We start from the raw sequence: 22,478 nt of genomic DNA on the forward strand, positions 1-22,478 counted from the left end.
CCCCTTGGACGCTTTCACCAGCAGCCAAGGGGGATTTTTGCTTGTGCCTTCCATGAAGAAGTTACTGACCTTCAATGTTAGAACATTCGGTTTACCTAAAGAAAAGCTTGTAATTTTAAAGGGTTATTAATCAAAAGAATCTGTGCAAGTTTCACCGGCACGTTATAGCCGTAGTATTGATTGGATAACGGTGCTGCTTTATGTAGTGCTCGTGGGATTGGGGTGGGTTTGCATTTATGCATCCAGCTATTCACCAGATTCGCCTGATAATCCATTAGCAAACCTCAGCTTTGATAAGCTGATGGCTTTCAACTGGTTTAAACAACTGTTGTGGATTGGAACAGCACTTGTATTGGTGGTGGTACTGTTGGTAGTAGATTACAAGGCATATGATACGCTGGCCTATGCGTTGTATGCGGGCATGATAGTGCTGTTGCTGGTAACAATGGTTGTTGCGCGACCAATAGCGGGGTCGCGGTCGTGGCTGGAGTTGGGACCGGTACGGCTGCAACCAGCAGAATTTGCCAAGTTTACCACAGCGCTAGCGGCTTCTCGGTTTATGGCCAGCATTAATTTGCGGTACCAAAATTGGCGTGACCAGTTGATGCTGGCGGGGATTACATTACTGCCGCCGTTGTTAATTGTCGCTTCAAATGAATCGGGACAGGCCTTGGTATTTGGGGCATTGTTGCTGGCATATTTTCGGGAGGGGATGTCGCCATTAATCTTATTATTACTAGCAGTGGGGGGGGGGATTCTATTACTGGCGTTGCTGGTGCCGAAACTATGGCTGGTTGGGGCATTCACGCTGATTTTACTGGCTGTACTGGGATTAAATCGGCGTGTATTGCGGCACCATTTGCCGTTGGCGATAGGCGTGTGGCTAGCAGTGTTGGGAATGGTGGTGGGAGTGGATTTCTTTTATCGTAAGGTATTGCAACCGCATCAACGGCAGCGAATAGAAGTATTGATTAATCCTTCGTCCGACCCTTTGGGGAAAGGATGGAACGTGACGCAAAGCAAAATTGCGCTTGGCTCAGGCGGATTAGTTGGCAAAGGGTTTTTGCAGGGAACGCAGACCAAGTTTGACTTCGTGCCCGAGCAAAGTACCGATTTCATCTTCTGCACGGTTGGGGAGGAGTTTGGCTGGTTGGGAAGCTTGGTGGTAATAGGGCTTTTCCTGACATTGCTTTGGCGGATTATCTATGTGGCGGAGCGTCAGAAATCAGTTTTTGGTCGTACGTATGGGTATTGTGTGGCGAGTGTGCTGTTTTTTCATATGACGGTGAACATGGGCATGACCATGGGACTCGCACCAGTCGTTGGGATTCCGCTGCCGTTTTTCAGCTACGGTGGCTCGTCGTTGTGGTCCTTTACTATTTTATTGTTTAGCTTGCTAGCACTTGATGCTTACCGCAAGCAAGATTTAGTCCGCTGATGGGAATCGGGCGAGTGCCGGGTTGGGTGTGGGTCGTCCTGATTGGCGCGCATGGGCTGGCATTGGGATGGGCACTCCACGCCAGTAGCTGGAGTTTCCCGGATACAGATAGATACCTGAAAGCGGCCGAAAACTGGCGTTTGTACAGAGAGCTTTATGCCCGGACTTGGCCCGCACTTTGGCCGCTTGGGCAAGCGGTGCAGGAATTTACAATTCGTCCGCCGGGCTATCCGTGGACGATATGGGCGCTGGACCATGTGGGGCAACGGCCGGTGCCGCTGCTAATCGTTCAGAACTTACTGAGCTTGTTAAATCTTGGGTTGGTCCTGAGCTGGTGGGGACAGCGGGCCCGGCCTACGCGTGGTGAATGGATGCTGGCACTGAGCGGCTTCCTGTCGTTTCCGGCTCAGCTAATTTATGCCAACGCGGTGATGAGCGAGGTATTGCTGCAAACGCTGGTGGTGGCTTTGGCTTGGTTGGCGCTGCTTTTTCTTCGAAGGCAACGCACAAAGTACTTTGCCGGGGTAGCGGCTGTGGCCGCGGCTGCGCTCTTACTAAAACCGGTTTTTTTTCCTTTGTCGCTGGTGATAGCAGGCATTGGTATAGGATTAGCGGTTCGGTTTCGGCGGGTAAATTTGGGGATGGTTGGTTTGGTGCCGATGCTTGTTGCCGGGCTTTATATGGGATGGAATGAGCGTCGAACAGGGTATTTTCACTTCTCCAGCATTGCTGAGATTAACCTGTTGCACTACAATGCCGCTGGGGTGATTAGGCAACTGGAAGGGCCAAAAGCGGAAGAAACATGGGTTGCCGGAGTGTTGCAGCAGGCCAATGCTGCCCCAAGTTTTGCAGCGCGGCAGCAGACGATTCAGGCCCGTGCGGGAGCGGTGCTACGGGCTCATCCGATGGTGTATGCGCGGCAGCATGCTCAGGGCATGGCAGCGTTATTCCTCGACCCGGGGCGTTTTGATATTGGTACGTTTTTGCAACTGGCTCCGCCGCAGGGGGGAGGACTGTTAGCGCAGGTGCGGGTTGGTGGCTTGTGGCGAGCGGTAGAACAATTACCACTGGGCTTACTGGCACTGCTGGGCACTGTCCTGGCCGCAAACATTGTGCGGGTGCTTTTGGCCATTCGGGGATTCTGGCGGCTCAGAAATGCTGCATCGGTACTGCGTTACGGACGATGGGTAGCGGCAGGCCTGCTGCTATACATAGCACTGCTAACGGGACCTTTGGGGGCCGCGCGGTTTCTGGTGCCGGTGTGGCCACTGTTGCTAGCGTTGGCTCTGGTCGGACTGCCGCGTAAAGGACGACTTATTGAAACCAGTGCAGCCGACGCCAGTGAGTAAAAACCAATGCCAGTGCCGTGCAGAAAACCGGAGCAGCCAGATAGCCCATGCGGCCCAAATCGCCGGAAAGCAGCATGTGAACGGCTACTACGGCAAGCAGGGCGACTTCAGCTGCCCCAAGTATGCCGAATAACGGTGGAATTTTCTGGTCCTTTACTAGCCAGACGGCAATGGGGGGAATCAGGATGAAAAAACCGAAAATGCTAAGTAGCTCGCCCAGCCCTTTAGCAGAAGCAGCTCGACGGATGGAGTAAGTGATGTTCCCAACGTGCTCAAGCGCATTGGACACAGATTGGGTAGCCGGCGCCCCGACGCGCGCATCAACGAAAGAATGCACCAGGACCAAGGCGGCCACCCCGCCTGCTAACGCCACCAATTGCCGGTGCCAGGGCAAACTGCTGCGGCCATACCAAAGCAACCAAGGCACTAGGAATACAAAAGATTCTTTCGCTAGCGGGCCCAGCAACAACGCAAGTACCAAGGCCCAACTTCCGGCAGGGCCGCGGCGAAAGCCATAATAGCCGAGGCCAAAAATCAATAAATACAAACTATCGGTTAGGGGAAGGCCGGCCGCGTACACGGCCCAACGGCTGGTGAGGACGGCCAACATGGCCAAGGCCGCCGCTTCGGAAGAAGCAGCGGTGAGGCGCGCGGCATTGAACCAACAAGCAGCGGCAGCGGCTAGCAGCAGGCAATTGACCAAGTAAAAAGCAAAGCGCAGCGGCCACAGGCCGGCCGGGCGCTGGGGCCAGATGTGGCCGTACACCCTGCTAATGGGAGCGGCCACTACAGCGGCAGCGGCTGGCACCAGCACCCGGTAGCGGTGCGTGACACGCACGCTGTCGAACCGCCCGGCGGCCATGCGCAGGTAGCTGCGCGTATCGGGCGAGTGCGTGAAATCGAAGTGCACGTACATCGGATAGGCCAAATTGGCCAGGGCGGCCAGGGCCAGAAGCCACGGCAGCAACCAGCGGCGCAGGCGGGTACCGAAGACGAACTGCATCGGCGCTGGATTAGGCAAATTTGCGCTCGATGAGCTTCAGGAGCTTGTTGACGTGTTCTTCTTTGCGGCTCCAATCGTAGCGCTGCGAGAGGTCGCCGGTAACATAGAGGCGGGCTTCTTCGGCAGTGGGTAGCGAATCGAGGTGCTGAATGGCAGCGTGGTAGTCCATATTTTCGCCACCAAACAACTCGTTAATGAAGCTGAAGCGCTGATTGATGGAAATGGCTTCGCGCAGCGTTTCAACTTTGGGGCCGGCCCGCTCGGCCAACGAAGCCGGCGCAGCAGTGGCGCGGAGCGTTTCGGAGAGGGAAGCAGCGGCCGGCTGACTGGCTTTTAGCTTCTCATGCAGAGGCACGGTTGCCGTGTCGGTATTGGGCAGGGGGCGGGCCGGCTGCGCAACAGGAGCAACTGGGGCAGGCGGTGCCGTTACAGGCGCTGATGCAGGAGCCGCGGCCGGCGCTGATGGGCTGGTAGGCTGGGGGGCCACGAAGGACGGGGCCGCTACCGGCGCGGGCTCGGGAGGGGAGGCCGGCGCAGGAGCCGGCACAACCGGAATTGCGGCGGTTGAAGCGGACACCGGGCCGTCTTCCAGCAAATCGGCGGTGGTGAGGGGGAGCAGCGAGCGGAGCTGCCCCACTACTTGCTCCAGCGGTTGGTGCGCCTTGTAATTGGCCGCGTGGTAAAGCTCAAAGCGGTGCGTGAGGAAGTCACGACTGATGTCGTTGCTGACCGGAAGGCTATCGACAAAGCCTTGGTAGAACGTCTTATCAATGTCGATGTAACGCAGGTTTTCGCGCAGGCCGACCAGGGTAGGCGTTTCGGTGCTGCCAAGCAGCAGGCGCTGAAAGCTGCCAATCGGGTCGGTCACGATGCCAAGCGTGTCGGTTGCAGCCTGGGCAAGCAGGGGCTCGAAGGCAGCGCGCCGCAGGCTGATGTGCCGCGACAACACGTTCATAAATTGCGTGAGGGCTGCTTGCACGGGAGCGGCTTCAAAATCGAAGTAATCGCTGCGAAGCCGGGCCGTTTCGGCCTGCCACTGGCCCAACAACTGGCGAATCACCAAGAGGTTGAGCTGGCGCACCGGCGTGAATTTGAGAATGGCCGGGCCGTCGAGGGTGGCGGTGGGCTGGGTGCCGAAGTGTTGGTCGCAGAGCCGGGCAGCTAGGCGGCGGCCATACTGTGCACACTTGGCAAAGCTATATTTGTCGTTCATAAAAAGGCCGGGTTTCGGTGGCCGAAGTTAGGCACAAATGCATCTGTTGACGATTGAAAACTTGCCTGGCGCAACCATTGAAATCCCGGTCGGCGCCACGCTGCTGGCGGCCTTGCAAGCCGCTGGCATTGACTGGATGCACGCTTGCGGCGCCAAAGGCCGTTGCACCACCTGCCGCCTGCAAGTGCGTACCGGGTTCGAAAACTTAAGCGTCCGCACCGACGCCGAACTGCGCTACCAGGCTGCCGGCCGCTTGCTGCCCACGGAGCGGCTGACCTGCCAGGCCCGCCTGCTCGCTGGCGACGTGGTGGGCCGGGTGCCCGAGGCCACCCAGTTGCCGCATGTGCAGTACCGCGAAGCGCCAACGCCCCCCAAGCAGAATGATTGACCCCCAGACCGGATAGTCGAGCCGCAGGCTGTCAATTGGTTTGGCTTTCGGCGTTGCCTGCTCAATTGCCGAAGGCGTGGGATGCTCCGGTGTTCGTTCCTAACTTTAGGGTTCTAAATCCACGCAAGCCCGTTACTGCTTTGTTTATTGAACCCCGCGTCGGCAACCGCCACAACGCCCCCCGCCGGGGCTGGATTGAAGTGGTGTGCGGCTCCATGTTCTCGGGCAAAACCGAAGAGCTGATTCGCCGCCTCACCCGCGCCCGCATTGCCCGGCAGCGGGTCGAAATCTTCAAGCCCGCGCTTGATACCCGCTACCACGCCGAAGACGTGGTGAGCCACAATGCTGCCCGCATCCGCTCCACCCCGGTGGCCATCGCCTCGGAAATTTTGCTGCTTGCGGCGGGTTCCGATGTGGTGGGCATCGACGAAGGCCAGTTCTTCGATAACTCCCTCGTGGAGGTGTGCGAGCAATTGGCCAACAACGGCACCCGCGTCATCGTGGCGGGGCTGGACATGGACTACCTGGGCCGGCCGTTCGGCCCCATGCCCGCCCTGCTGGCCACGGCTGAGTTTGTGACCAAGGTGCACGCCGTGTGCGTGTGCTGCGGCGAAATTGCATCGTACTCCTTCCGCATTGCGGCCAGTGCCAGCCAGGTACTGCTCGGCGAAACCGATTCGTACGAAGCCCGTTGCCGGCCGTGCTTTCTGGAAGGCATGCAGGGCAAAACTGTAGTGCCGGAAACCCGCTCGGCCGCTGCGCACTAAACGCCGGGACGGAGCGTTGGCAAGGGCAGAAGCCGCCCAGGGGCTGCGATTATCCTGATTTGAGTTTTTGCTGAGCGTATGCCGTACATTTTTCGTTGTTTTCTGAGTTTGGCCGGGTTGTTTTTGCTGGCAGGTACTGTCAAAGCCCAAAATGCCGTTGGCTACGGCGACTGGCAGCTGCATTTGCCTACCAACCACCCCTTGCGCCTCGCCGATGCCGGCGACCGGGTGTATGTGAAAACGGAAAACGCCTTTTACTTTCTGGATAAAAAGCAGAACACCACCCAAGTCCTGTCGTCGCGCGACGGGCTGCACGACGTGGGCGTGGCTGCCCTGGCCTACGATTCGGTGACGCGGCAAACAGTACTGGCGTACCGAAATACCAACATTGATATCCTGCGGCCCGATGGCAGCGTGCGCAACCTCAACGACGTGTTGCGCAAGGCCATTCAAGGGAGCAAGGAAGTCAACCAAGTGTCGATTGGTGGCGGGAAGGCCTATGTGTCGACAACTTTCGGCTTGGTCGTGGTTGATTTAACCAAGCTCGAAGTGAGTGATACGTACACCAACATCGGCCCTGGCGGAACCGTGGTGGCCGTATACGACGCAGCGGTGGCCAATGGTAGCCTATTCTTAGCCACCTCAGCCGGACTACTCCGGGGCTCCCTGACTACAAACTTGCTCGACTACCGCAACTGGGTTGCCTACCTGCCCGTGGCATTGAATCCCACGCAGCCCATTTACCGATTCCTGGCAGTTGATGACGGCAAGGTCTATGCCTCGGTAGAAAACGCTGGTGTGTACCGGTTCGTGTCCAATGGCTGGCAGTTGATTTCTGGTTCTTATGCCTATCAATATCGCGGCTTGCGGGGGAGCGGCATTGGGGTACTGATAGTAGATGACGGCGCCGGCGGGCGTCTTATCGACCGAATGACCGGCGTTGTGAAGACGGTGGCACCTCCCGCGCCCAATACCTCCACCCAGGATGTGGTCCGCGCGCGCGACGGCAGCTATTACGTGGCCAATTATCACCTGGGCCTGCAACACGTACAGGCGGGCGTGGTCACGGATTCGTACGTGGCCAATGGGCCCGAAAGCTCGCTGGCTTTTGGTCTGTTGGCCGATGCGCATACCAACACCGTCGATGTCTTTACGGGCGGGTATTCGGAGCGCTACGCGCCGACGGGGCGCCGGGCAGGCTTCTATGAATACACCAATGGGCAGTGGACCAATTTCACGTCCACCGCTTTCCCGCGCATCACCGATTTTCCCAATCCGAATAGTCCGGTGCGGGGCACTCGCACACCGGATGGCACCCTCTATGTAGCCAACAACGGCAGCGGCTTGCTGGAGTGGAAGGGGGTGGGCAACTTTCGACAGTTTGGGGAAGGCGTTCCAACAGGCAGTCCGCTGTTAGGCACGTTTGGCGGTGGCAATAGCCGGGTGGAAGTGACCGACGTGGCCGCTACTGCCGAGGGCAAGGTATGGGTAATAAACCGACATCTTCAAGCTGGTAATTCGGGCCTGTTCATCTTTGACCCAGTGGCCACCACCTGGCAAACCATTCCGTGGGTATCGGGCCTGGAAGTGCTCGAGCGCATGGCGCTGGACGACAATGGATATGCCTGGGTGTCGGTATCGCGCAAAACGGACGGTACCAGCGTGGGCGGCCCATCCATCGGCATATACGCCGTTGACCCAGCCCTGGTGAACCCTCGGCCGCCGCGTCTTTTCAATACATCTTCGGGCTTGCCCGATAACCAGATTTATGACGTGGCGAAAGACCGGCGCGGCTACATTTGGGTGGCCACCATCAAAGGCGTGGTTTACTACAACGACCCCTCCGGTCCCTTCAATTCAACGACTGGCTTTACCCTGCCGCGGGTAGAAAAAGGCGAAGGCACTGGCTTTCCCCCGCTCTGGACCGAAGCCGTGCTGGCCATTGCGGTGGACGGCGCTGACCGGAAATGGTTTGGGACCAACAACGGCTTATGGCTCTTCAGCGCCGATGCAAGCGAGGCGCTGGCGCATTTCACTACTGCCAATAGTCCGTTGCCCTCCAACCGCATTGTGGACGTGAAAGTGAACGACAAAACAGGCGAAGTTTGGGTGGCTACCGATGCGGGCGTTGTTACCTACCGTGGTTCGGCCACCGTTACGGAGGGAACCCCGAACTGCACCGCTGCCTTCCCCAACCCCGTCCGGCCCGACTTTCAGGGCGTGGTGGGCATCACGGGTCTCGCCAACAATGCCTTGGTGAAGATTACCGACGTGGCCGGCCATTTGGTGTACGCCACCACGGCCACCGGCGGGGCCGTCACCTGGAACCTGACCAATCCCAATGGGGAGCGGGTCCGCTCGGGCATGTACCTGGTGCTGTCGACGGATGCGGATGGCAAAAACGGCTGTGTCAGCAAAGTAGCCGTACTCAGTCGATGAGGGAGAGAAAATGAAGATAGAGGAAGCCCCGGCTTGCCTATTCATTCTTCATTTTTTAGGGCCTTTCTTCGTTTTCCGTTATGCTAATCAAGACCCGGGGCATTGTCCTCAGCTACCTCAAATACCGCGAAACCAGCATCATTGCCCGCGTTTACACCGAACAGTTGGGCGTGCAAAGCTACGTGGTGAACGGTGTGCGCAAGGCCAAACCACCCGGCCGGATAGCTCTGTTCCAGCCCTTCACGCTGCTGGAACTGGTGGCCTACGTGGCGCGCGGCAGTGGCGGCCTCACCCGTCTATCGGAGTTTCGCTGTGCCGAGCCTTTCCAAACCCTGCCCTATGACGTGCAAAAGGGCAGCGTGGTATTGTTCCTGTCCGAAATAGTGGGCAAGGCCGTGCGGGAGGAAGAGCAGAACGAGCCGCTTTTTCGGTTTCTGCACGATTCCATACTGGCTTTTGACCGGCAAACTGCTGGCAGCGAGAATTTTGCCCTCGGCTTTTTGCTACAACTGGCCAGCTACCTGGGCTTTGGTATCGCCTCAGGTGCCGAGCTGACCGACCAGGTCATCATGGCCGGCCATTCCCCCGTGGCGGCCGGCAGCACGGGCCCGGCTACACTGCGCCTGCGCGAATTCGAGCACTATTTCGATGAACTGCTGCGGACGCCGGTCACCAGCACCATCCCCAATGGCCGGGTGCGGCACGAGCTACTGAATGTGCTCATTCGCTATTACCAGCTGCACGTCGAGCAGCTAGGCGAAATCCGCTCGCTCGATATTCTATCGCAGGTATTGAATTAGCGGGTTGAAAGCCGGGATTGCGCAAGCGCCGTGGCGGCTTTCCCGATTACTTAAAATCCACCAGCTCAACTTCGAAGCGCAGCACAGCATTGGCCGGAATGTCGGCGCCGGCACCTTGGGCGCCATACGCCAAGGGCGACGGAATGAGCAGCACGGCCTTGCTGCCCTTGGTGAGCATGGCAATGCCCTGGTCCCAGCCCGGAATAACCTGGCCCGTACCCAAGGCGAAAGCAATAGGCTCGTTGCCGTGCTTGGCGGAAGAATCAAACTCCTGGCCCGTGGCCAGCACGGTGCCCCGGTAAAGCACGCGAACCGTTTGACCGGTTTTGGGCGAAACCCCCGTGCCCAGCTTTTTCATAATGTAGTAGGTGCCACCGGGCGTTTTGCGGGCCGTGGCGTGGTTTTTTTTCAGATACGCCTGAATCTGGGCATCGTCTTTGGCCATCTGACCGGCGGCCATGGCTTTGGCCTTCTGCGCGTATTCGGCCTGGAGTTTCTCCTGGCGGGCTTTCATGGCTTCCATCGTAAGCAACTCGCGGGCGCTGGCCAGCACCAGCAGCGTGTTGCCGCTTTTTTGCACGAACGGCGGCACTGCCTGGTGGAAGGTTTTGGCAAAGAGGCTATCGGCCGGAAAGCGGAACACGGCGCTGTCGCCGGGCAGCAGCAGGCCCAGGGCTTCTTCCATGCCGCCGGGAATGGGCTTTTCGGGCAGCAGCACGGGCTGCGGGGCGGGCTGCATGCGGCGCGAATTCATCAGAACCGAGTCGCGGCCCGTACGAAACTCCAGAAATACCGTGAGCACGTGCCCGGCCCGGCTGGCGTAGGGGGCATCGGCAGGAGCCAGGCGGCGGGCTTGGTAGTGCCCGGCCGCATCTTTGCGGAACAGGCGGTATTCGGTGCCCGTGGGCAGGCGCTCGAAGGGGCCAGCAGCGGCCGGTGCCTGGGCTTTTCCAACAAAAGGAAGCAGCAGGGTGGCTGCAAAAGCAAATAAGTAACGCTTCATAAGTTCAAAAAGACAGGCCGGGGCTGGCCACATTAGCGCACGCTGATAACGTGCAGCTCGAAGACTAATTCGGTATCAGGAAGAATCAAAAATCGTGTAGCATCGTCGGGGTCACGCAAGCCGCTGGCACCGTAGGCCAAGGCGGCCGGTACCCAAGCCCGCACCCGCGAGCCGGCAGGCAGCAGCGGCAGCAAGTCGTCCCAGCCGGGAATTACCTCGCCCCGGCCCACCCGAAACCGAAGCGGCCCGCCCGAAGGCCGGGTGGCATCGAAGACATGGCCATCGGGTAAAAAGCCGGTGTAACGCACTGCTACGTGGCTGCCCGTCCGGGCTGGCGCGCCGGTGCCGCGCTCATGAAACACAAAACGAACCCCGCGCGGACTCCGCTGCGTGACGAACCGAACGGTCGTATCGGGAGTGGTGACCTGCAAAACGGGAGAAGCTGCCGAAACGGGCGGCGTGCTCAAAGCCTGCGCGTGGGCCGCCGTGGTTAGCATTGCCCCAAGCATCCAAGCACCCGGTGTAAGGCCGGCAATTCGTCCCACGGCTATTGAATTAGTAGACGTCGAGAATCTCCACGTCAAACATCAGCGCGGAATCGGCCGGAATGCCGGTGGTGCCGCTGGGGCCATACGCCAGGCGCGAAGGCACCAGCAGGAGCTTGCGGTCGCCCTTGCGCATCAGGAGCAGGCCTTCGCTGAAACCCGCCGTCAGCCCGCTGCCGGCCGTGAAAACCGAGCAGCCGCAATTCAGGTCGTGGTCAGCGGAGTTATCAAAGATTAAGCCCTGCGGATAGTTCGCATTGCCATACGAAGCCGGGTAGCCCGACGACTCGGGGTGGGCACCGTTGCTCAGAAACCGACCCACATACTTCAGCTTAACCTGCTTGCCTGAGGTAATGGGCGTACCCGTGCCGTCGACAATGGAAACCAGGTACAGGCCGGAATTGGTGCGCGTAGCCTTGCTGACCAAGTTGTTGCGCTGCAAATAGTGCTGAATGGTGTCCTCGTCGATGGCCTTTAGCTGGTTCTCATGGTCAGCCAGCTGCTTCTGGAGGGTGGTTTGCGAGTTGCAGCTCCACAAAGCCGGAGCTGCCAGCAGCAGGCCAGCCGCGAGCACCAGCAAGCGCGAACGGAGCAGAATTTTTTTCATGGCAAAGGGCTAAAAAGATTCCGGCCAACGGAGGCCCGGGCAGCAGTGCCGCGCCGCCCGTTGGCCGGAATCGGGATAGGTAAAAGGCTTATTGAACGTCAACTAGTTCCACCTCGAAGCGCAGGGGCGAGTTGGCCGGAATGGCCTCGCCCGAACCGCGGGTACCGTAGGCCAGCGATGAAGGAATGAGCAAAATGGCTTTGCTGCCCTTGTTGAGCAGGGCAATGCCCTCGTCCCAGCCCGGAATTACCGCGCCCTGGCCGATGGGGAAGTCAATCGGCTTGCCAGCTTTGGCCGACGAATCAAATTCTTTGCCGCTAAGCAGCGTGCCCAGGTAGTTTACGCTCACCGTCTGGCCGGAGGTCGGCTTGGCACCGGTGCCGGGCTTCAGCACTTGGTAGTAGAGGCCCGAAGGCGTTTTCTGCACATTCAGGCCGTTTTTCTTGATGTAGTCCTGCAGCACGGCATCATCTTTTTTCAGCTGGGCCTGCACTTCGGGCGTCGCCATCATTTTGGCCTGGGCGTCCTTCTGGGCCTGCATCTGCTTGGCGTATTCCGGCGAGGCCATACGCTGCTTCATTTGGGCAGCCATGGCCCGCTTTTGCAGCTCGGGCTGCATGGCCTGGGCTTCGGCCTGGGTGATGAGTTTGTTGGTGGTGGCCACGTACATCACCACCACATTGCCGCCCCGGCGCAGGAATGGCGGCACGGGCTGGCCCGACTTGGGCTTGATGAGTGAATCGACCTGGAAGCGGAACACGCCGCTGTCGCCGGGCTGGAGCAGGGACAGCGCCTCGTCGGGGGCACCCTTCAGCTTGAGCTCCTGCAGGGGCAGGGGCACGGGCATGCCCACGTCGCGCCGGGTGTTTTGCAGCACCGAATCCTTGCCGGTGCGGTATTGCATGTTGCCGAGCAGGAACTTGCCCACCCGGTCCTTGTAGGTGGGGTCGCCGTCGGCGTTCACATCGCGCCGCTCGTAGCTGCTGCCCACTTTTTTGAAAATCTTGTACTCGATGCCGGACTTGGTTTTGGCAAATTCACCGCCGTCTTTGTTGCAAGCGGTGAGGGAAGCGAAGCCCAGCACGCCGGCCGCCAGGGCCAGCTGCCGCGCAGAGCGGGAGGAAAAACGCATGAAAATAAAAAAGTGAAGAGTCAGAAACGGTTCAAAGTTACGCCACCGGCGGCGCTACGGCGGCAGGCACGCCCGTCAACTGCTCCTTATACTCGGGCAGGATGCTCAGGAAGCGCTCCACGGTTGCATCGAGGGGAGCGTAGCTAATGCCGCCAGCCGCGTTGTGGTGCCCACCACCGTCGAAATGACGGCGCGAAAAGTCGCTGACGGAGAAGTTGCCCACCGAGCGAAAAGAAATTTTGACGGCCACGCCGCGGTCGATAAAAACAGCCGCAAACACAATGCCTTCGATACTGAGGGCATAATTCACGAGGCCCTCGGTATCACCGGTTTTGCTCTGGTATTGGCGCAGCTCGTCCTGCGTGATGGCAATGTAAGCGGTGTTGAACTCGCGGTTCACCACCAGCTTGTCCTTGAGCACAAAGCCCAGGAAGCGCAGCCGGATTTCGGAATGCGAGTCGTAGATGCGCCGGTGTACGGATGAGAGGTCAATGTTCACCTTCAGCAGCTCGGCAATTATCAGGTGCACGTTGCGCGAGGTGCTGGGGTGACGGAACGAGCCCGTATCGGTCATGATGCCCGCGTAGAGGGCTTCGCCAATGCCTTGGGTGATGAGGCCCTGGTCGCCGAGGTCGCGGATAATTTCAAAAATAAGCTCCGCCGTGGCCGCTGCTGTAGGCACCGAGAATACGATGTCGGCAAAATCTTCGGGCTCCTGGTGGTGGTCGATGAGCACCTTCACGGCGCCCGCCTGCCGCACGTATTCGCCCAACTCGTTGATGCGGCCCAGGCAGCTGAAATCGAGGCAGCAGATGACTTCGGCCCGGCTCACCAAATCGCGAACCTGGCGGTCGTTCTGGCGGCGGTCGTACACCACCACCTCGTCGTTGCCCTCCATCCAGTTCAGAAACGCGGGGTAGTCCGATGGCGTCACCACCGTCACGTGGTGGCCTTTTTGCTTGAGGTAGCCGGCCCAGGCCAGCGACGAGCCCAGGGCGTCGGCGTCGGGCTTGTGGTGAGTGGTGATAACAACCTGCTTGGGCTGTGCCAACAACGCCTGCAGGGCGGAAATGGAACTAGACATCGACAACGTGAATGGCCCCTTAACAGAACGAAGGGCCGGTGGCTTACAAATAATTGGGCCGGCAAAAGTCGGAAGAAATCTTGTCTTAACAACGCGTCTCCCCCGGAAGGTTCTCGTCGGCTGTCTCAATCGTCCTTCGGACTCGACTAAGAAACCACGTCGGCTTTGTGGCTACTTTTGCAGCCGAATAACTTTTTAACCAACCCCCTCGCCCTACAAATGGCCACCAACCGCACATTCACGATGATTAAGCCCGATGCCGTTCAGGACAACCACATTGGTGGTATCCTGAGCATGATTGAGGCCGGCGGCTTCCGCATCGTGGAACTCCAAAAAGTAACCCTCACCGCCGAGCGCGCCGGCCAGTTCTACGCCGTGCACGCCGAGCGCCCTTTCTACAACGACCTGGTGAAATACATGTCGAGCGGCCCCATCGTGGCGGCTATTCTTGAGAAGGACAACGCAGTAGCCGATTTCCGCACCCTCATCGGCGCTACCAACCCGGCCAACGCCGAGGAAGGTACCATCCGGAAGAAGTACGCCAAGAGCATCGAAGCCAACGCCGTGCACGGCTCTGACTCCGATGAAAACGCTCAAATCGAAGGCGATTTTTTCTTCGGCACGAAGTAATTAGCATCACCAAGCTGCAAAAAGGCCGCTCTGCATAGCGCAGAGCGGCCTTTTTTGTGCCAAAAGCAGACTTTTTTTGTACCAATCTTGTATTGATGAGCTTATCCAGCGCAGTTCCTGCCCTGCATTCTACGCTTGCTCGACTGAGAGCAACGGTGCCGTTTGCGTTTCCTGGGCGGGCTGCGTGGTGTGCTTGTGCTTGAAAATGAATACAAACAGCACCGCAATGGCCAGCGAATAGCCCGCAAACGTGAGCCAGATGCTGTGCCAGTCTTTGTTGCCGGCCGCATCGGTGAAATAATGCTGGATGATGAGGCCGCTCAGCGAGCTGCCCAGCACGGCCCCGAAGCCATTGGTCATCATCATAAACAAGCCCTGGGCGCTGGCCCGGATGCTGGGCTGCGTCTGGGTTTCGACGAACAGCGAGCCCGAGATGTTGAAGAAGTCGAAGGCCATGCCGTACACGATGCACGAGAGGATAATCATCCAGAGGCCCTGGCCGGGGTTGCCGTAGGCAAACAGGCCGAAGCGCAACACCCAGGCAATCATGCTGAAAAGCATTACCTGCTTGATGCCGAAGCGGCGCAGGAAGAACGGAATGGCCAGGATGAACAGCGTCTCGGAAATCTGCGAGATGGACATGATGATGGCCGGGTACTTCACCGTCATCGTACCCTGGTAATCCGGGTTCTTGTCGAAATCGTGCAGGAAGGTATCGCCGTAGGCGTTGGTGAGCTGGAGCGCGGCGCCGAGCAGCAAAGCAAACAGAAAGAAGGTGAGCATCTTGCGGTCGCGCAGAATAGCGAACGACTTGAGGCCCAGGATTTCGGCCAGGTTCTGGCTGGATGTGCTGGCCGATTGGGGCGGGCAGGCGGGCAGCGTGAACGAATAGATGCCCAACAGGATGGCTGCGCCGGCAGCTACGTAGAACTGGCTGGCCGATTTCTCGAAGCCCAGCAGGCTCACCGTCCACATGGCCACAATGAAGCCGATGGTGCCCCACACCCGAATGGGCGGGTAGTCCTTCACCACGTCAAACCCCTGCCGTTTCAGAATGGAGTACGACACGGCGATGGACAGCGCCAGCGTGGGCATGTAAAAAATCATGTTCAGCAGGATAACCCAGAAGAACGTGCCGGGGTCCGTCACCATCGGAATGGTGCACAGCACCAAGCCCCCCAGAATGTGCAGAATGCCGTAGAGCTTCTCCGCATTCACGTACTTATCGGCCACGATGCCCATGAGCGAGGGCATGAAGATGGACGCAATGCCCATGGTGGAGAAAATGGCGCCAAACTGCGCGCCCGACCATTGCTTCGTTTGAAACCAATACGCGCCAATGGTTATCAGCCACGAGCCCCAAATAAAGAACTGTAGAAAACTCAGGATGGTAAGGCGCAGCTTCGTGTTATTCATGCGGGAAACGAGAGAAGAGAGGGTGGAATAAGGCGAACGCAAGCGCGGCGCACGGGCCGCGACCGTCAAAGATAAATAAAAAAGCCCCTGCGAAGCGCCCCGTTGGGAGCGGACTTCGCAGGGGCTTAATTAGCCACTGGGGGCAGGTTTAGGCCTCGTAGCTGGGCGAGAACGTGCCGGCCGGCTGGCCATCGGCGGCCGGATAGTCGGTGTAGCCGTCGGCAAAGCCGTTGGGGCCGGGCGCGTAGTACGTAGCCGGGTCGCTCTCGGCCAGGGGCAGGCCTTTTTCAAGGCGCTCCACCAGGTCGGGATTCGAAATGAAGGGCCGGCCAATGGCCACGAGGTCGGCGTTGCTGTTCAGCGCGGCATCAATCTGAGCCACGGTGTTGTAGCCGCCGCTCAAAATGAGCGTGTTGGTGAACTTGCTGCGGATGAGCGGCACCACTTCGGCCGGCACGGCAGGCGCGCCCATGCTCTGGTGGTCGACCAGGTGCAGGTACACGACGCCGATTTTTTGCAGCTCCTCGGCCAGGTAGGCGTAGGTTTCGTCAATCTCGGGATAGTTCGGCTGGTCGTTGAACACGCCCCAGGGCGAGAGGCGGATGCCGGTGCGCTCCTTGCCGATGGCGTCGGCTACGGCTTTCGTCACTTCGAGCACAAAGCGGGCGCGGTTCTGCACGCTGCCGCCGTACTCATCGGTGCGCTGGTTGCTGGCCGGGTTCAGGAATTGCTCCAGCAGGTAGCCGTTGGCGCCGTGCAGCTCCACGCCATCGAAACCGGCTTCGAGGGCCAGCTTGGCGCTCTGCACGTACTCGTCGCGCACACGGGCCAGCTCGTCGGAGCGCAGGGCACGCGGAGTGGGCTGGTCCTGCATCTGCTGCTGGTCGGTCCACATCTGGCCTTGGGCAGCCACGGCCGAAGGCGCGATGCCCTCAGCGCCTTCGGGCAGGTTGAGGGGGTGGAACACGCGGCCGGCGTGCATCAGTTGCACGAAAATGTGGCCGCCGTGGTGGTGCACTGTCTCGGTGATGCGCTGCCAGTTGGTCACCTGCTCCTGGTTGAACAGGCCGGGAATGCGGGCATAGCCCAGGCCGTCGGCCGAGGGCGAAACGCCTTCGGTAATGATGAGGCCGGCCGTGGCGCGCTGGCGGTAATACTCAGCCATCAGCTCGTTGGGCACGTTGCCCAGGGCGCGGCTGCGCGTCATGGGGGCCATCACAATGTGATTGGTGAGGGTAAGGTTGCCCAGTTTGGCGGGCTCAAAAGCTTTGCTTGACATATCGGTACGGGTAAGGGCGGTGCGCAAAGGCCGCCGTCATTAGATGAAACGCGGCTATAAAGCAGGTACGTACACGAATTGTTTTGGCTGGTCGGGTTCTCGCTTGGTCAGGTTCACTCTGAACGTCATGCAGAGCGCAGCGAAGCATGACGTTCCTTTCCCTTGTTCTGAAAACAAAAAAGCCCGCTCCAGAATATGGAGCGGGCTTTTTTGTAACAATCCTGCCGTTGAAAAATCGGCAAAAAGAAAATTACGCAGGCGTAGCAGCCGCAAAACGCTTGTTCACTTCATCCCAGTTGATGAGGTTAAAGAAAGCAGCGATGTAGTCGGGGCGACGGTTCTGGTATTTCAGGTAGTAGGCGTGCTCCCACACGTCGAGGCCAAGGACCGGCAGGCCTTTGCAGCCCGAATCCGGCATCAGCGGGTTGTCCTGGTTGGGGGTGGAGCAAATTTGGACCGAGCCGTCGGCCTGCTTGCACAGCCAGGCCCAGCCCGAGCCGAAGCGCGTGGTGGCCGCCTTGGTAAATTCTTCCTTGAACTTGTCGAAAGTGCCAAACGACTTCGTGATGGCGTCGCCTACTGCGCCGGTGGCCGGTCCGCCGCCGTTGGGCGACAGGATGGTCCACCACAGCGAGTGGTTGAAGTGGCCGCCGCCGTTGTTGCGCACAGCCGCCGGCGCCTTGGCGATGTTGTGCAGAATTTCCTCGATGGACTGGTTTTCCATCTCCGTGCCCGCAATGGCAGCGTTCAGGTTCGTCACGTAAGCCTGATGGTGCTTGCTGTGGTGAATTTCCATGGTTTGCGCGTCAAACGTGGGCTCGAGCGCATCGTAGGAATAAGGAAGTTTCGGAAGTTCGAAAGCCATGATAAAAGTGGTTTGGGTGGTGAAGAGTAAGAATGGTGAATAGTAATAAAAACAGCCATTCCCAAGCATGGTTACGGCTGCTTCGCACTTAAGGTCAAATGTATAATATTGCCGCTGAATTCTGAAAGCGGCCGAGGCGTGGGCCCAGGGGCCAACGGGCCGCCGCTAGCGCTGCTGGCGGGCCAGAAAGTCCAGCGTTTCGCGGTGCCGCTTTTCCGCCAAATCCTCCCGGTAGGAAGCCACGGCCCAGATAGCGGCCGGAATCCAGCCAATGAGCGTGATGTGCAGAATGCCGCACAGAATGCCCTTGAAAACATGGCCCCGAACTATCATCGAGATGCCGGGCAGTAAAATGGCGAACAACATGGAAGCAGGCAAAAGGGTGAGATGAGCAAAAGAAAAGGTTGGCGCCGCAAGTTATTTCCGCTTCAAACTGAAAAACCGGCGCATCAAGTCGGCGCATTCCTCGGCCCGCACGCCGCCGCGCAGCTGGGTGCGCGGGTGCAGCAGCTGCCCGTGCCGCCGGAAGCCCACTTTCGGCTCGTCGGCCCCGAACACCACGGCCTTCAATTGGGCCCAATAGCTGGCGCCGGCGCACATCACACAGGGTTCGATGGTGACGTAGAGTGTGCAGTCGGCCAGGTACTTATTGCCGAGGTGGTTGGCAGCGGCCGTCAGAGCCAGCATTTCGGCGTGGGCCGTCACGTCGCGCAACTGTTCGGTCTGGTTGTAGCCGCGCCCGATGATTTGCTTTTCGAACACGACCACCGCACCGATGGGGATTTCAGCAGCGGCTAACGCTTTTTCGGCCTCGGCCAGGGCCTGCTGCATGAAATAGTCGTCCGTCACAACTTACTTCTTCATCACAATGGCTCCCATCACAGCTTGGGCCGTGGCCTGCCATTGGGCTTGTTCCTCAGCCGGGGCCACGAACGTGAATACGTAGAGTTGGGTCCCTTCAATGGCGTATTGCACCGCTTGGTAGCGCTTGATGGGGGCCAGTTGAGCGCCGCTGCGCCGGGCATCGGTCACCGTAGAAACGAATTCGAAATAGATGAAATCGCGCCCGTTCACGGTCCGAATATCTTCCTTCAAAAAATCGACTTTAGAATAAAGCCGCTGAATGCTGGACTTGTAAATCTTTATCAGCACGCCGTAATCGAAGCTTTCGAAGGTGGTGGGCCGCACCGCCACACTGTAGTCGACGCGCCCGCTGGGGTTGGAATACACCGCCAGCGGCTTGCGCGGCGAGGGATATTTTACCGCAATACCATCATCGGGCAAGGGCGAAAACCCCACCGGAACGCCCACCGACAAGCCCGAAGCCAGCTTGACCGTGGTCAACTTAGGCTTGGGCACAAATGCCGTGAGAGCGAAAAATAGCAGCAGAAACGCGGTGAATTTCATGAATAGGAGCAGTTTGGGGATTACAAAAGAACGCCATGCTGAGCACAGCCGAAGCATCTCGCGTGCAGTAGTAAACCAATCGAAGGAATTACTGCCCCAAGCGAGATGCTTCGGTTGCGCTCAGCATGACGTTCTGCATTGAGCCAATACGTGACGCACCTACCGGCGCAAGGCGGGGTACTTAATCCGGACCTTTTTCCAGTACACGTAGTTGCCGGTTTTGGCCTCCACCAAATAGGTGCCGGCCGGAATCTTGCCCAAATTCACTGGAGCGCCGGTATTGTTGGCCGGGTCGAGGTCGGTCTGGTACACCACTTTGTCCTTGTAGTCCGTCATCACCAGCGTGCCGGGCTTGGTGAATTGCTGGGTGAAGCTCAGCAGGATATCGGTTGAGTTCGGCTTGGGGAAAACGTCGATGCCCGACAGCGTTTCGATGCGCTTGACGGGGCCGTCGAGCGTCACGGCGCCGGCCGTGCCCTTGGATTTAATCTCCGTACCTGAGGCATCGGACTTGCTCTTGGTCTTGATTTTGGTCTGGGCCTGCGCGGAGCCGGCTACTAACAGGGCGGCGCTTAGAGCGAGGGCGGGGAGTAATTTCATAGGTATTTGAGGGGATTGAGAAAACAAAGGAACGCAGTTGCTAGTGCCCTTTGCATACTCCGTACCAAAGTTTGGGTTTTGCCCCGCCCGCCCAGTGGCTACCTTCGCAGAAAAAAGCGGAACAAGAACAAAACCATTCGAGTCCGTTCTTATCCGTCCAATTCGTTAAATCTGCGGTCCATGCTACGTACCCACACCTGCGGCGAACTCCGCCCCGAACACATCGGCCAAACCGTCACCCTTTGCGGCTGGGTGCAGCGCACCCGCGACAAAGGCGCCATCCTCTGGATTGACCTGCGCGACCGGTACGGCCTCACCCAAATCACGCTCGAAGAGGGAGTGGAAGCCGAAGCTGTGCGCGAAACCGCCCGCACGCTCGGCCGCGAGTTCGTGCTCCAGGTGACCGGAAAAGTATCGGAGCGCTATTCCAAAAACGACAAAATCCCGACCGGGGCCATCGAAATTCGCCCCGAGAAAGTCGAAATTCTGAACCCCGCCAAACTGCCGCCCTTCCTCATCGAAGACGACACCGACGGCGGCGACGACCTGCGGATGAAGTACCGCTACCTCGACCTGCGCCGCACCCCCGTGCGCAACAACCTCATGCTGCGCCACAAAATGGCCCAGGCCGTGCGCCGTTACCTCGACGGCCAGGACTTCATCGAAGTCGAAACGCCGGTGCTTATCAAGAGCACGCCCGAAGGCGCGCGCGACTTCGTGGTGCCCTCGCGCATGAACCCCGGCGAGTTCTACGCCCTGCCGCAGTCGCCCCAGACGTTTAAGCAGCTGCTCATGGTGTCGGGCTTCGACCGGTATTTTCAGATTGTGAAGTGCTTCCGCGACGAAGACCTGCGGGCCGACCGCCAGCCCGAATTCACGCAGATTGACTGCGAAATGGCCTTCGTAACCCAGGAAGACATCCTCGATATGTTTGAGGGCCTGGTGCGCTACCTATTCAAGGAAATCAAAAACCTTGATTTCCCCACCGTGCCCCGCATGACCTACGCCGACGCCATGCGCGACTACGGCAACGACAAGCCCGACACCCGCTTCGAGATGAAGTTCGCCGACCTCACCGAAACCGTGAAAGGCCAAGGCTTCCCCGTGTTCGACAGCGCCGAGCTGGTACTGGGCATCAACGCGGCCACCTGCGCCGCCTACACCCGCAAGCAGATTGACGAGCTGACCGAGTGGGTGAAGCGGCCCCAAATCGGCGCCACCGGCCTCGTCTACGCCCGCGTGGAGGCCGACGGCCAGGTGAAATCCTCGGTCGATAAGTTCTACTCGCAGGAAGAGTTGCAGAAGTGGAAAGCCGCTTTCAGCGCCAACCCCGGCGACCTCATCCTGCTGCTGGCCGGCCCCGAAGCCAAAACCCGCAAAGCCATGAGCGAGCTGCGCCTCGAAATGGGCCGCCGCCTCGGCCTACGCGACCCCAACTCGTTCTCGCCGCTGTGGGTGATTGACTTTCCGCTGCTCGAATTCAGCGAAGAGGAAGGCCGCCACTTCGCCATGCACCACCCCTTCACCTCGCCCAAGCCGGAGGATTTGGCCCTGCTCGACAACCCCGCCACCATCGGCCAGACCCGCGCGAACGCCTACGACCTCGTGATAAACGGCGTGGAAATCGGCGGCGGCTCCATCCGTATCCACGACCGCGCCGTGCAGGCCCGCATGTTCTCGCTGCTTGGCTTCACCCCCGAAGAAGCGCAGGCCCAGTTCGGCTTCCTGCTCGATGCCTTCGAGTACGGCGCCCCACCCCACGGCGGCCTCGCCTTCGGCTTCGACCGCCTCTGCAGCCTCTTCGGCGGCTCCGATTCTATCCGCGACTTCATCGCCTTCCCCAAAAACAACTCCGGGCGGGATGTGATGATTGATTCGCCCTCGCCCATCGCCGATGCGCAGCTGAAGGAGCTGAGCATCAAGACCAACGTGGTGGCGAAGTAATAAAAAAAGGCCCGGTAGCTACCGGGCCTTTTTTATTTAAAAGCCGCTGCTTCTTTGCTTAGGAACGTAAGTTTTGTTGCCATTGCTGTTGATATAATACTGTCCACCCCGTGAGCCAGTTTGTATCGGAGCGCCGCCCCCGTAATTGCTGGCTGGGGCGCTATAGTCTTGAGCGCGGCTTCCAGAAGTGCCGGTATATGGGTTAGTATTGCCTTGTGTACTGTAATTATCTACGTTAGTGCCGTTGGGGCTAGTGCGGGTATATGGCGCAACATAAGTCCCGTTGCTTTTTGTGTAGCCATTAGTAGTTGTGGTTTGGGCGAAGGCTGAACTTGCAGCAATGAAGGCAAGCCCAAGTGTAAGCAGAATTTTTTTCATGAAACTATCAATTACAATTATTTGCCTACTCTAATCGGTTTTCAGCTTCGCCGGCTTGATAATAGTCATCACATCAGAAATATATATAAAATAAATTTGAAATAATAAAAAATCTATTTTAAACCTTTCGCGAAGTGAAAAACGAAAGTAGTTGGTTAATCTTGCCGCATGAATGTTTCTCTCACCGACAC

The 22,478-nt window shown here is 58.7% G+C and carries 23 protein-coding genes; 8 read left to right on the top strand and 15 right to left on the bottom strand.

The window, feature by feature from the left end:
- Nucleotides 1-142 precede the first annotated feature (142 nt).
- Entirely contained in the window at nt 143-1,438 is a 1,296-nt protein-coding gene (gene rodA, locus JKL48_RS21980) for a rod shape-determining protein RodA (protein ID WP_201987402.1), read from the top strand.
- Nucleotides 1,439-1,464: 26 nt separating this feature from the next.
- On the top strand, nt 1,465-2,787 hold the full coding sequence (locus JKL48_RS21985) for a hypothetical protein (RefSeq protein ID WP_201987404.1): 1,323 nt from the start codon (nt 1,465-1,467) through the stop codon (nt 2,785-2,787).
- Here JKL48_RS21985 and JKL48_RS21990 read toward each other — a convergent pair.
- The gene (locus JKL48_RS21990; RefSeq protein WP_201987406.1) at nt 2,753-3,790 is read right to left on the bottom strand and encodes a hypothetical protein; all 1,038 of its coding nucleotides are present in this window, start codon (nt 3,788-3,790) and stop codon (nt 2,753-2,755) included. The genes JKL48_RS21985 and JKL48_RS21990 overlap by 35 nt on opposite strands.
- A gap of 10 nt (nt 3,791-3,800) precedes the next feature.
- On the bottom strand, nt 3,801-5,003 hold the full coding sequence (locus tag JKL48_RS21995) for a hypothetical protein (protein ID WP_201987408.1): 1,203 nt from the start codon (nt 5,001-5,003) through the stop codon (nt 3,801-3,803).
- A 61-nt stretch (nt 5,004-5,064) separates the two neighbouring features.
- On the opposite strand from JKL48_RS21995, the gene JKL48_RS22000 reads away from it, so the two are divergent.
- The 4 genes from JKL48_RS22000 (at nt 5,065) to recO (ending at nt 9,397) form a co-directional block, all read left to right on the top strand.
- A complete protein-coding gene (locus JKL48_RS22000; protein WP_236668977.1) occupies nt 5,065-5,391 on the top strand; it encodes a 2Fe-2S iron-sulfur cluster-binding protein in 327 nt (108 codons plus the stop codon).
- 140 nt (nt 5,392-5,531) lie between these two features.
- Nucleotides 5,532-6,158, top strand: a complete 627-nt coding sequence (locus JKL48_RS22005) for a thymidine kinase (RefSeq protein WP_201987412.1) — start codon at nt 5,532-5,534, stop codon at nt 6,156-6,158.
- A gap of 78 nt (nt 6,159-6,236) precedes the next feature.
- Nucleotides 6,237-8,597: a type IX secretion system anionic LPS delivery protein PorZ gene (gene porZ, locus JKL48_RS22010; RefSeq protein WP_201987414.1), complete on the top strand. Its 2,361-nt coding sequence runs from the start codon at nt 6,237-6,239 to the stop codon at nt 8,595-8,597.
- 80 nt (nt 8,598-8,677) lie between these two features.
- A complete protein-coding gene (recO, locus tag JKL48_RS22015) occupies nt 8,678-9,397 on the top strand; it encodes a DNA repair protein RecO (RefSeq protein ID WP_201987416.1) in 720 nt (239 codons plus the stop codon).
- A gap of 46 nt (nt 9,398-9,443) precedes the next feature.
- Here the strand turns inward: recO and JKL48_RS22020 are convergent, their stop codons facing one another.
- The 5 genes from JKL48_RS22020 to JKL48_RS22040 form a co-directional block, all read right to left on the bottom strand.
- Nucleotides 9,444-10,400 (bottom strand): FKBP-type peptidyl-prolyl cis-trans isomerase, encoded by a 957-nt coding sequence (locus JKL48_RS22020; protein WP_201987418.1) that lies wholly within the window; start codon nt 10,398-10,400, stop codon nt 9,444-9,446.
- A 32-nt stretch (nt 10,401-10,432) separates the two neighbouring features.
- Nucleotides 10,433-10,897 (bottom strand): FKBP-type peptidyl-prolyl cis-trans isomerase, encoded by a 465-nt coding sequence (locus JKL48_RS22025; protein WP_201987420.1) that lies wholly within the window; start codon nt 10,895-10,897, stop codon nt 10,433-10,435.
- A gap of 58 nt (nt 10,898-10,955) precedes the next feature.
- Nucleotides 10,956-11,552 carry an FKBP-type peptidyl-prolyl cis-trans isomerase gene (locus JKL48_RS22030; RefSeq protein ID WP_201987422.1) on the bottom strand — a complete coding sequence of 199 codons (597 nt, stop codon included), beginning with the start codon at nt 11,550-11,552 and terminating at the stop codon, nt 10,956-10,958.
- 88 nt (nt 11,553-11,640) lie between these two features.
- Nucleotides 11,641-12,684: an FKBP-type peptidyl-prolyl cis-trans isomerase gene (locus JKL48_RS22035; RefSeq protein ID WP_201987423.1), complete on the bottom strand. Its 1,044-nt coding sequence runs from the start codon at nt 12,682-12,684 to the stop codon at nt 11,641-11,643.
- A gap of 37 nt (nt 12,685-12,721) precedes the next feature.
- On the bottom strand, nt 12,722-13,768 hold the full coding sequence (locus JKL48_RS22040) for a DHH family phosphoesterase (RefSeq protein WP_201987426.1): 1,047 nt from the start codon (nt 13,766-13,768) through the stop codon (nt 12,722-12,724).
- Nucleotides 13,769-13,987: 219 nt separating this feature from the next.
- On the opposite strand from JKL48_RS22040, the gene JKL48_RS22045 reads away from it, so the two are divergent.
- The gene (locus tag JKL48_RS22045) at nt 13,988-14,398 is read left to right on the top strand and encodes a nucleoside-diphosphate kinase (protein ID WP_201987428.1); all 411 of its coding nucleotides are present in this window, start codon (nt 13,988-13,990) and stop codon (nt 14,396-14,398) included.
- 129 nt (nt 14,399-14,527) lie between these two features.
- On the opposite strand, the gene JKL48_RS22050 is transcribed toward JKL48_RS22045, so the two are convergent.
- The 7 genes from JKL48_RS22050 to JKL48_RS22080 all read right to left on the bottom strand — a co-directional run bounded on the left by JKL48_RS22050 (nt 14,528) and on the right by JKL48_RS22080 (nt 19,965).
- Nucleotides 14,528-15,814, bottom strand: coding sequence for a nucleoside permease (locus tag JKL48_RS22050; RefSeq protein WP_201987430.1), 1,287 nt, complete (start codon nt 15,812-15,814; stop codon nt 14,528-14,530).
- A gap of 148 nt (nt 15,815-15,962) precedes the next feature.
- Nucleotides 15,963-17,093: an alkene reductase gene (locus JKL48_RS22055; RefSeq protein WP_201987432.1), complete on the bottom strand. Its 1,131-nt coding sequence runs from the start codon at nt 17,091-17,093 to the stop codon at nt 15,963-15,965.
- A 250-nt stretch (nt 17,094-17,343) separates the two neighbouring features.
- Nucleotides 17,344-17,958 (bottom strand): superoxide dismutase, encoded by a 615-nt coding sequence (locus JKL48_RS22060; protein ID WP_201987435.1) that lies wholly within the window; start codon nt 17,956-17,958, stop codon nt 17,344-17,346.
- A gap of 165 nt (nt 17,959-18,123) precedes the next feature.
- Nucleotides 18,124-18,324: a hypothetical protein gene (locus JKL48_RS22065; protein ID WP_201987437.1), complete on the bottom strand. Its 201-nt coding sequence runs from the start codon at nt 18,322-18,324 to the stop codon at nt 18,124-18,126.
- 51 nt (nt 18,325-18,375) lie between these two features.
- Entirely contained in the window at nt 18,376-18,807 is a 432-nt protein-coding gene (locus JKL48_RS22070; protein ID WP_317191982.1) for a nucleoside deaminase, read from the bottom strand.
- Nucleotides 18,808-18,810: 3 nt separating this feature from the next.
- On the bottom strand, nt 18,811-19,365 hold the full coding sequence (locus JKL48_RS22075) for a hypothetical protein (RefSeq protein ID WP_201987439.1): 555 nt from the start codon (nt 19,363-19,365) through the stop codon (nt 18,811-18,813).
- A 159-nt stretch (nt 19,366-19,524) separates the two neighbouring features.
- On the bottom strand, nt 19,525-19,965 hold the full coding sequence (locus tag JKL48_RS22080; protein ID WP_201987441.1) for a T9SS type A sorting domain-containing protein: 441 nt from the start codon (nt 19,963-19,965) through the stop codon (nt 19,525-19,527).
- A 180-nt stretch (nt 19,966-20,145) separates the two neighbouring features.
- Here JKL48_RS22080 and aspS point away from each other — a divergent pair, with 180 nt between their 5' ends.
- Entirely contained in the window at nt 20,146-21,909 is a 1,764-nt protein-coding gene (gene aspS / locus JKL48_RS22085) for an aspartate--tRNA ligase (protein ID WP_201987443.1), read from the top strand.
- Nucleotides 21,910-21,945: 36 nt separating this feature from the next.
- Here the strand turns inward: aspS and JKL48_RS22090 are convergent, their stop codons facing one another.
- Nucleotides 21,946-22,287, bottom strand: coding sequence for a hypothetical protein (locus JKL48_RS22090; RefSeq protein WP_201987445.1), 342 nt, complete (start codon nt 22,285-22,287; stop codon nt 21,946-21,948).
- Between the last annotated feature and the right edge of the window lie 191 nt (nt 22,288-22,478).

It is taken from the genome of Hymenobacter rubidus, from assembly GCF_016734815.1.
Taxonomy (GTDB): domain Bacteria; phylum Bacteroidota; class Bacteroidia; order Cytophagales; family Hymenobacteraceae; genus Hymenobacter; species Hymenobacter rubidus.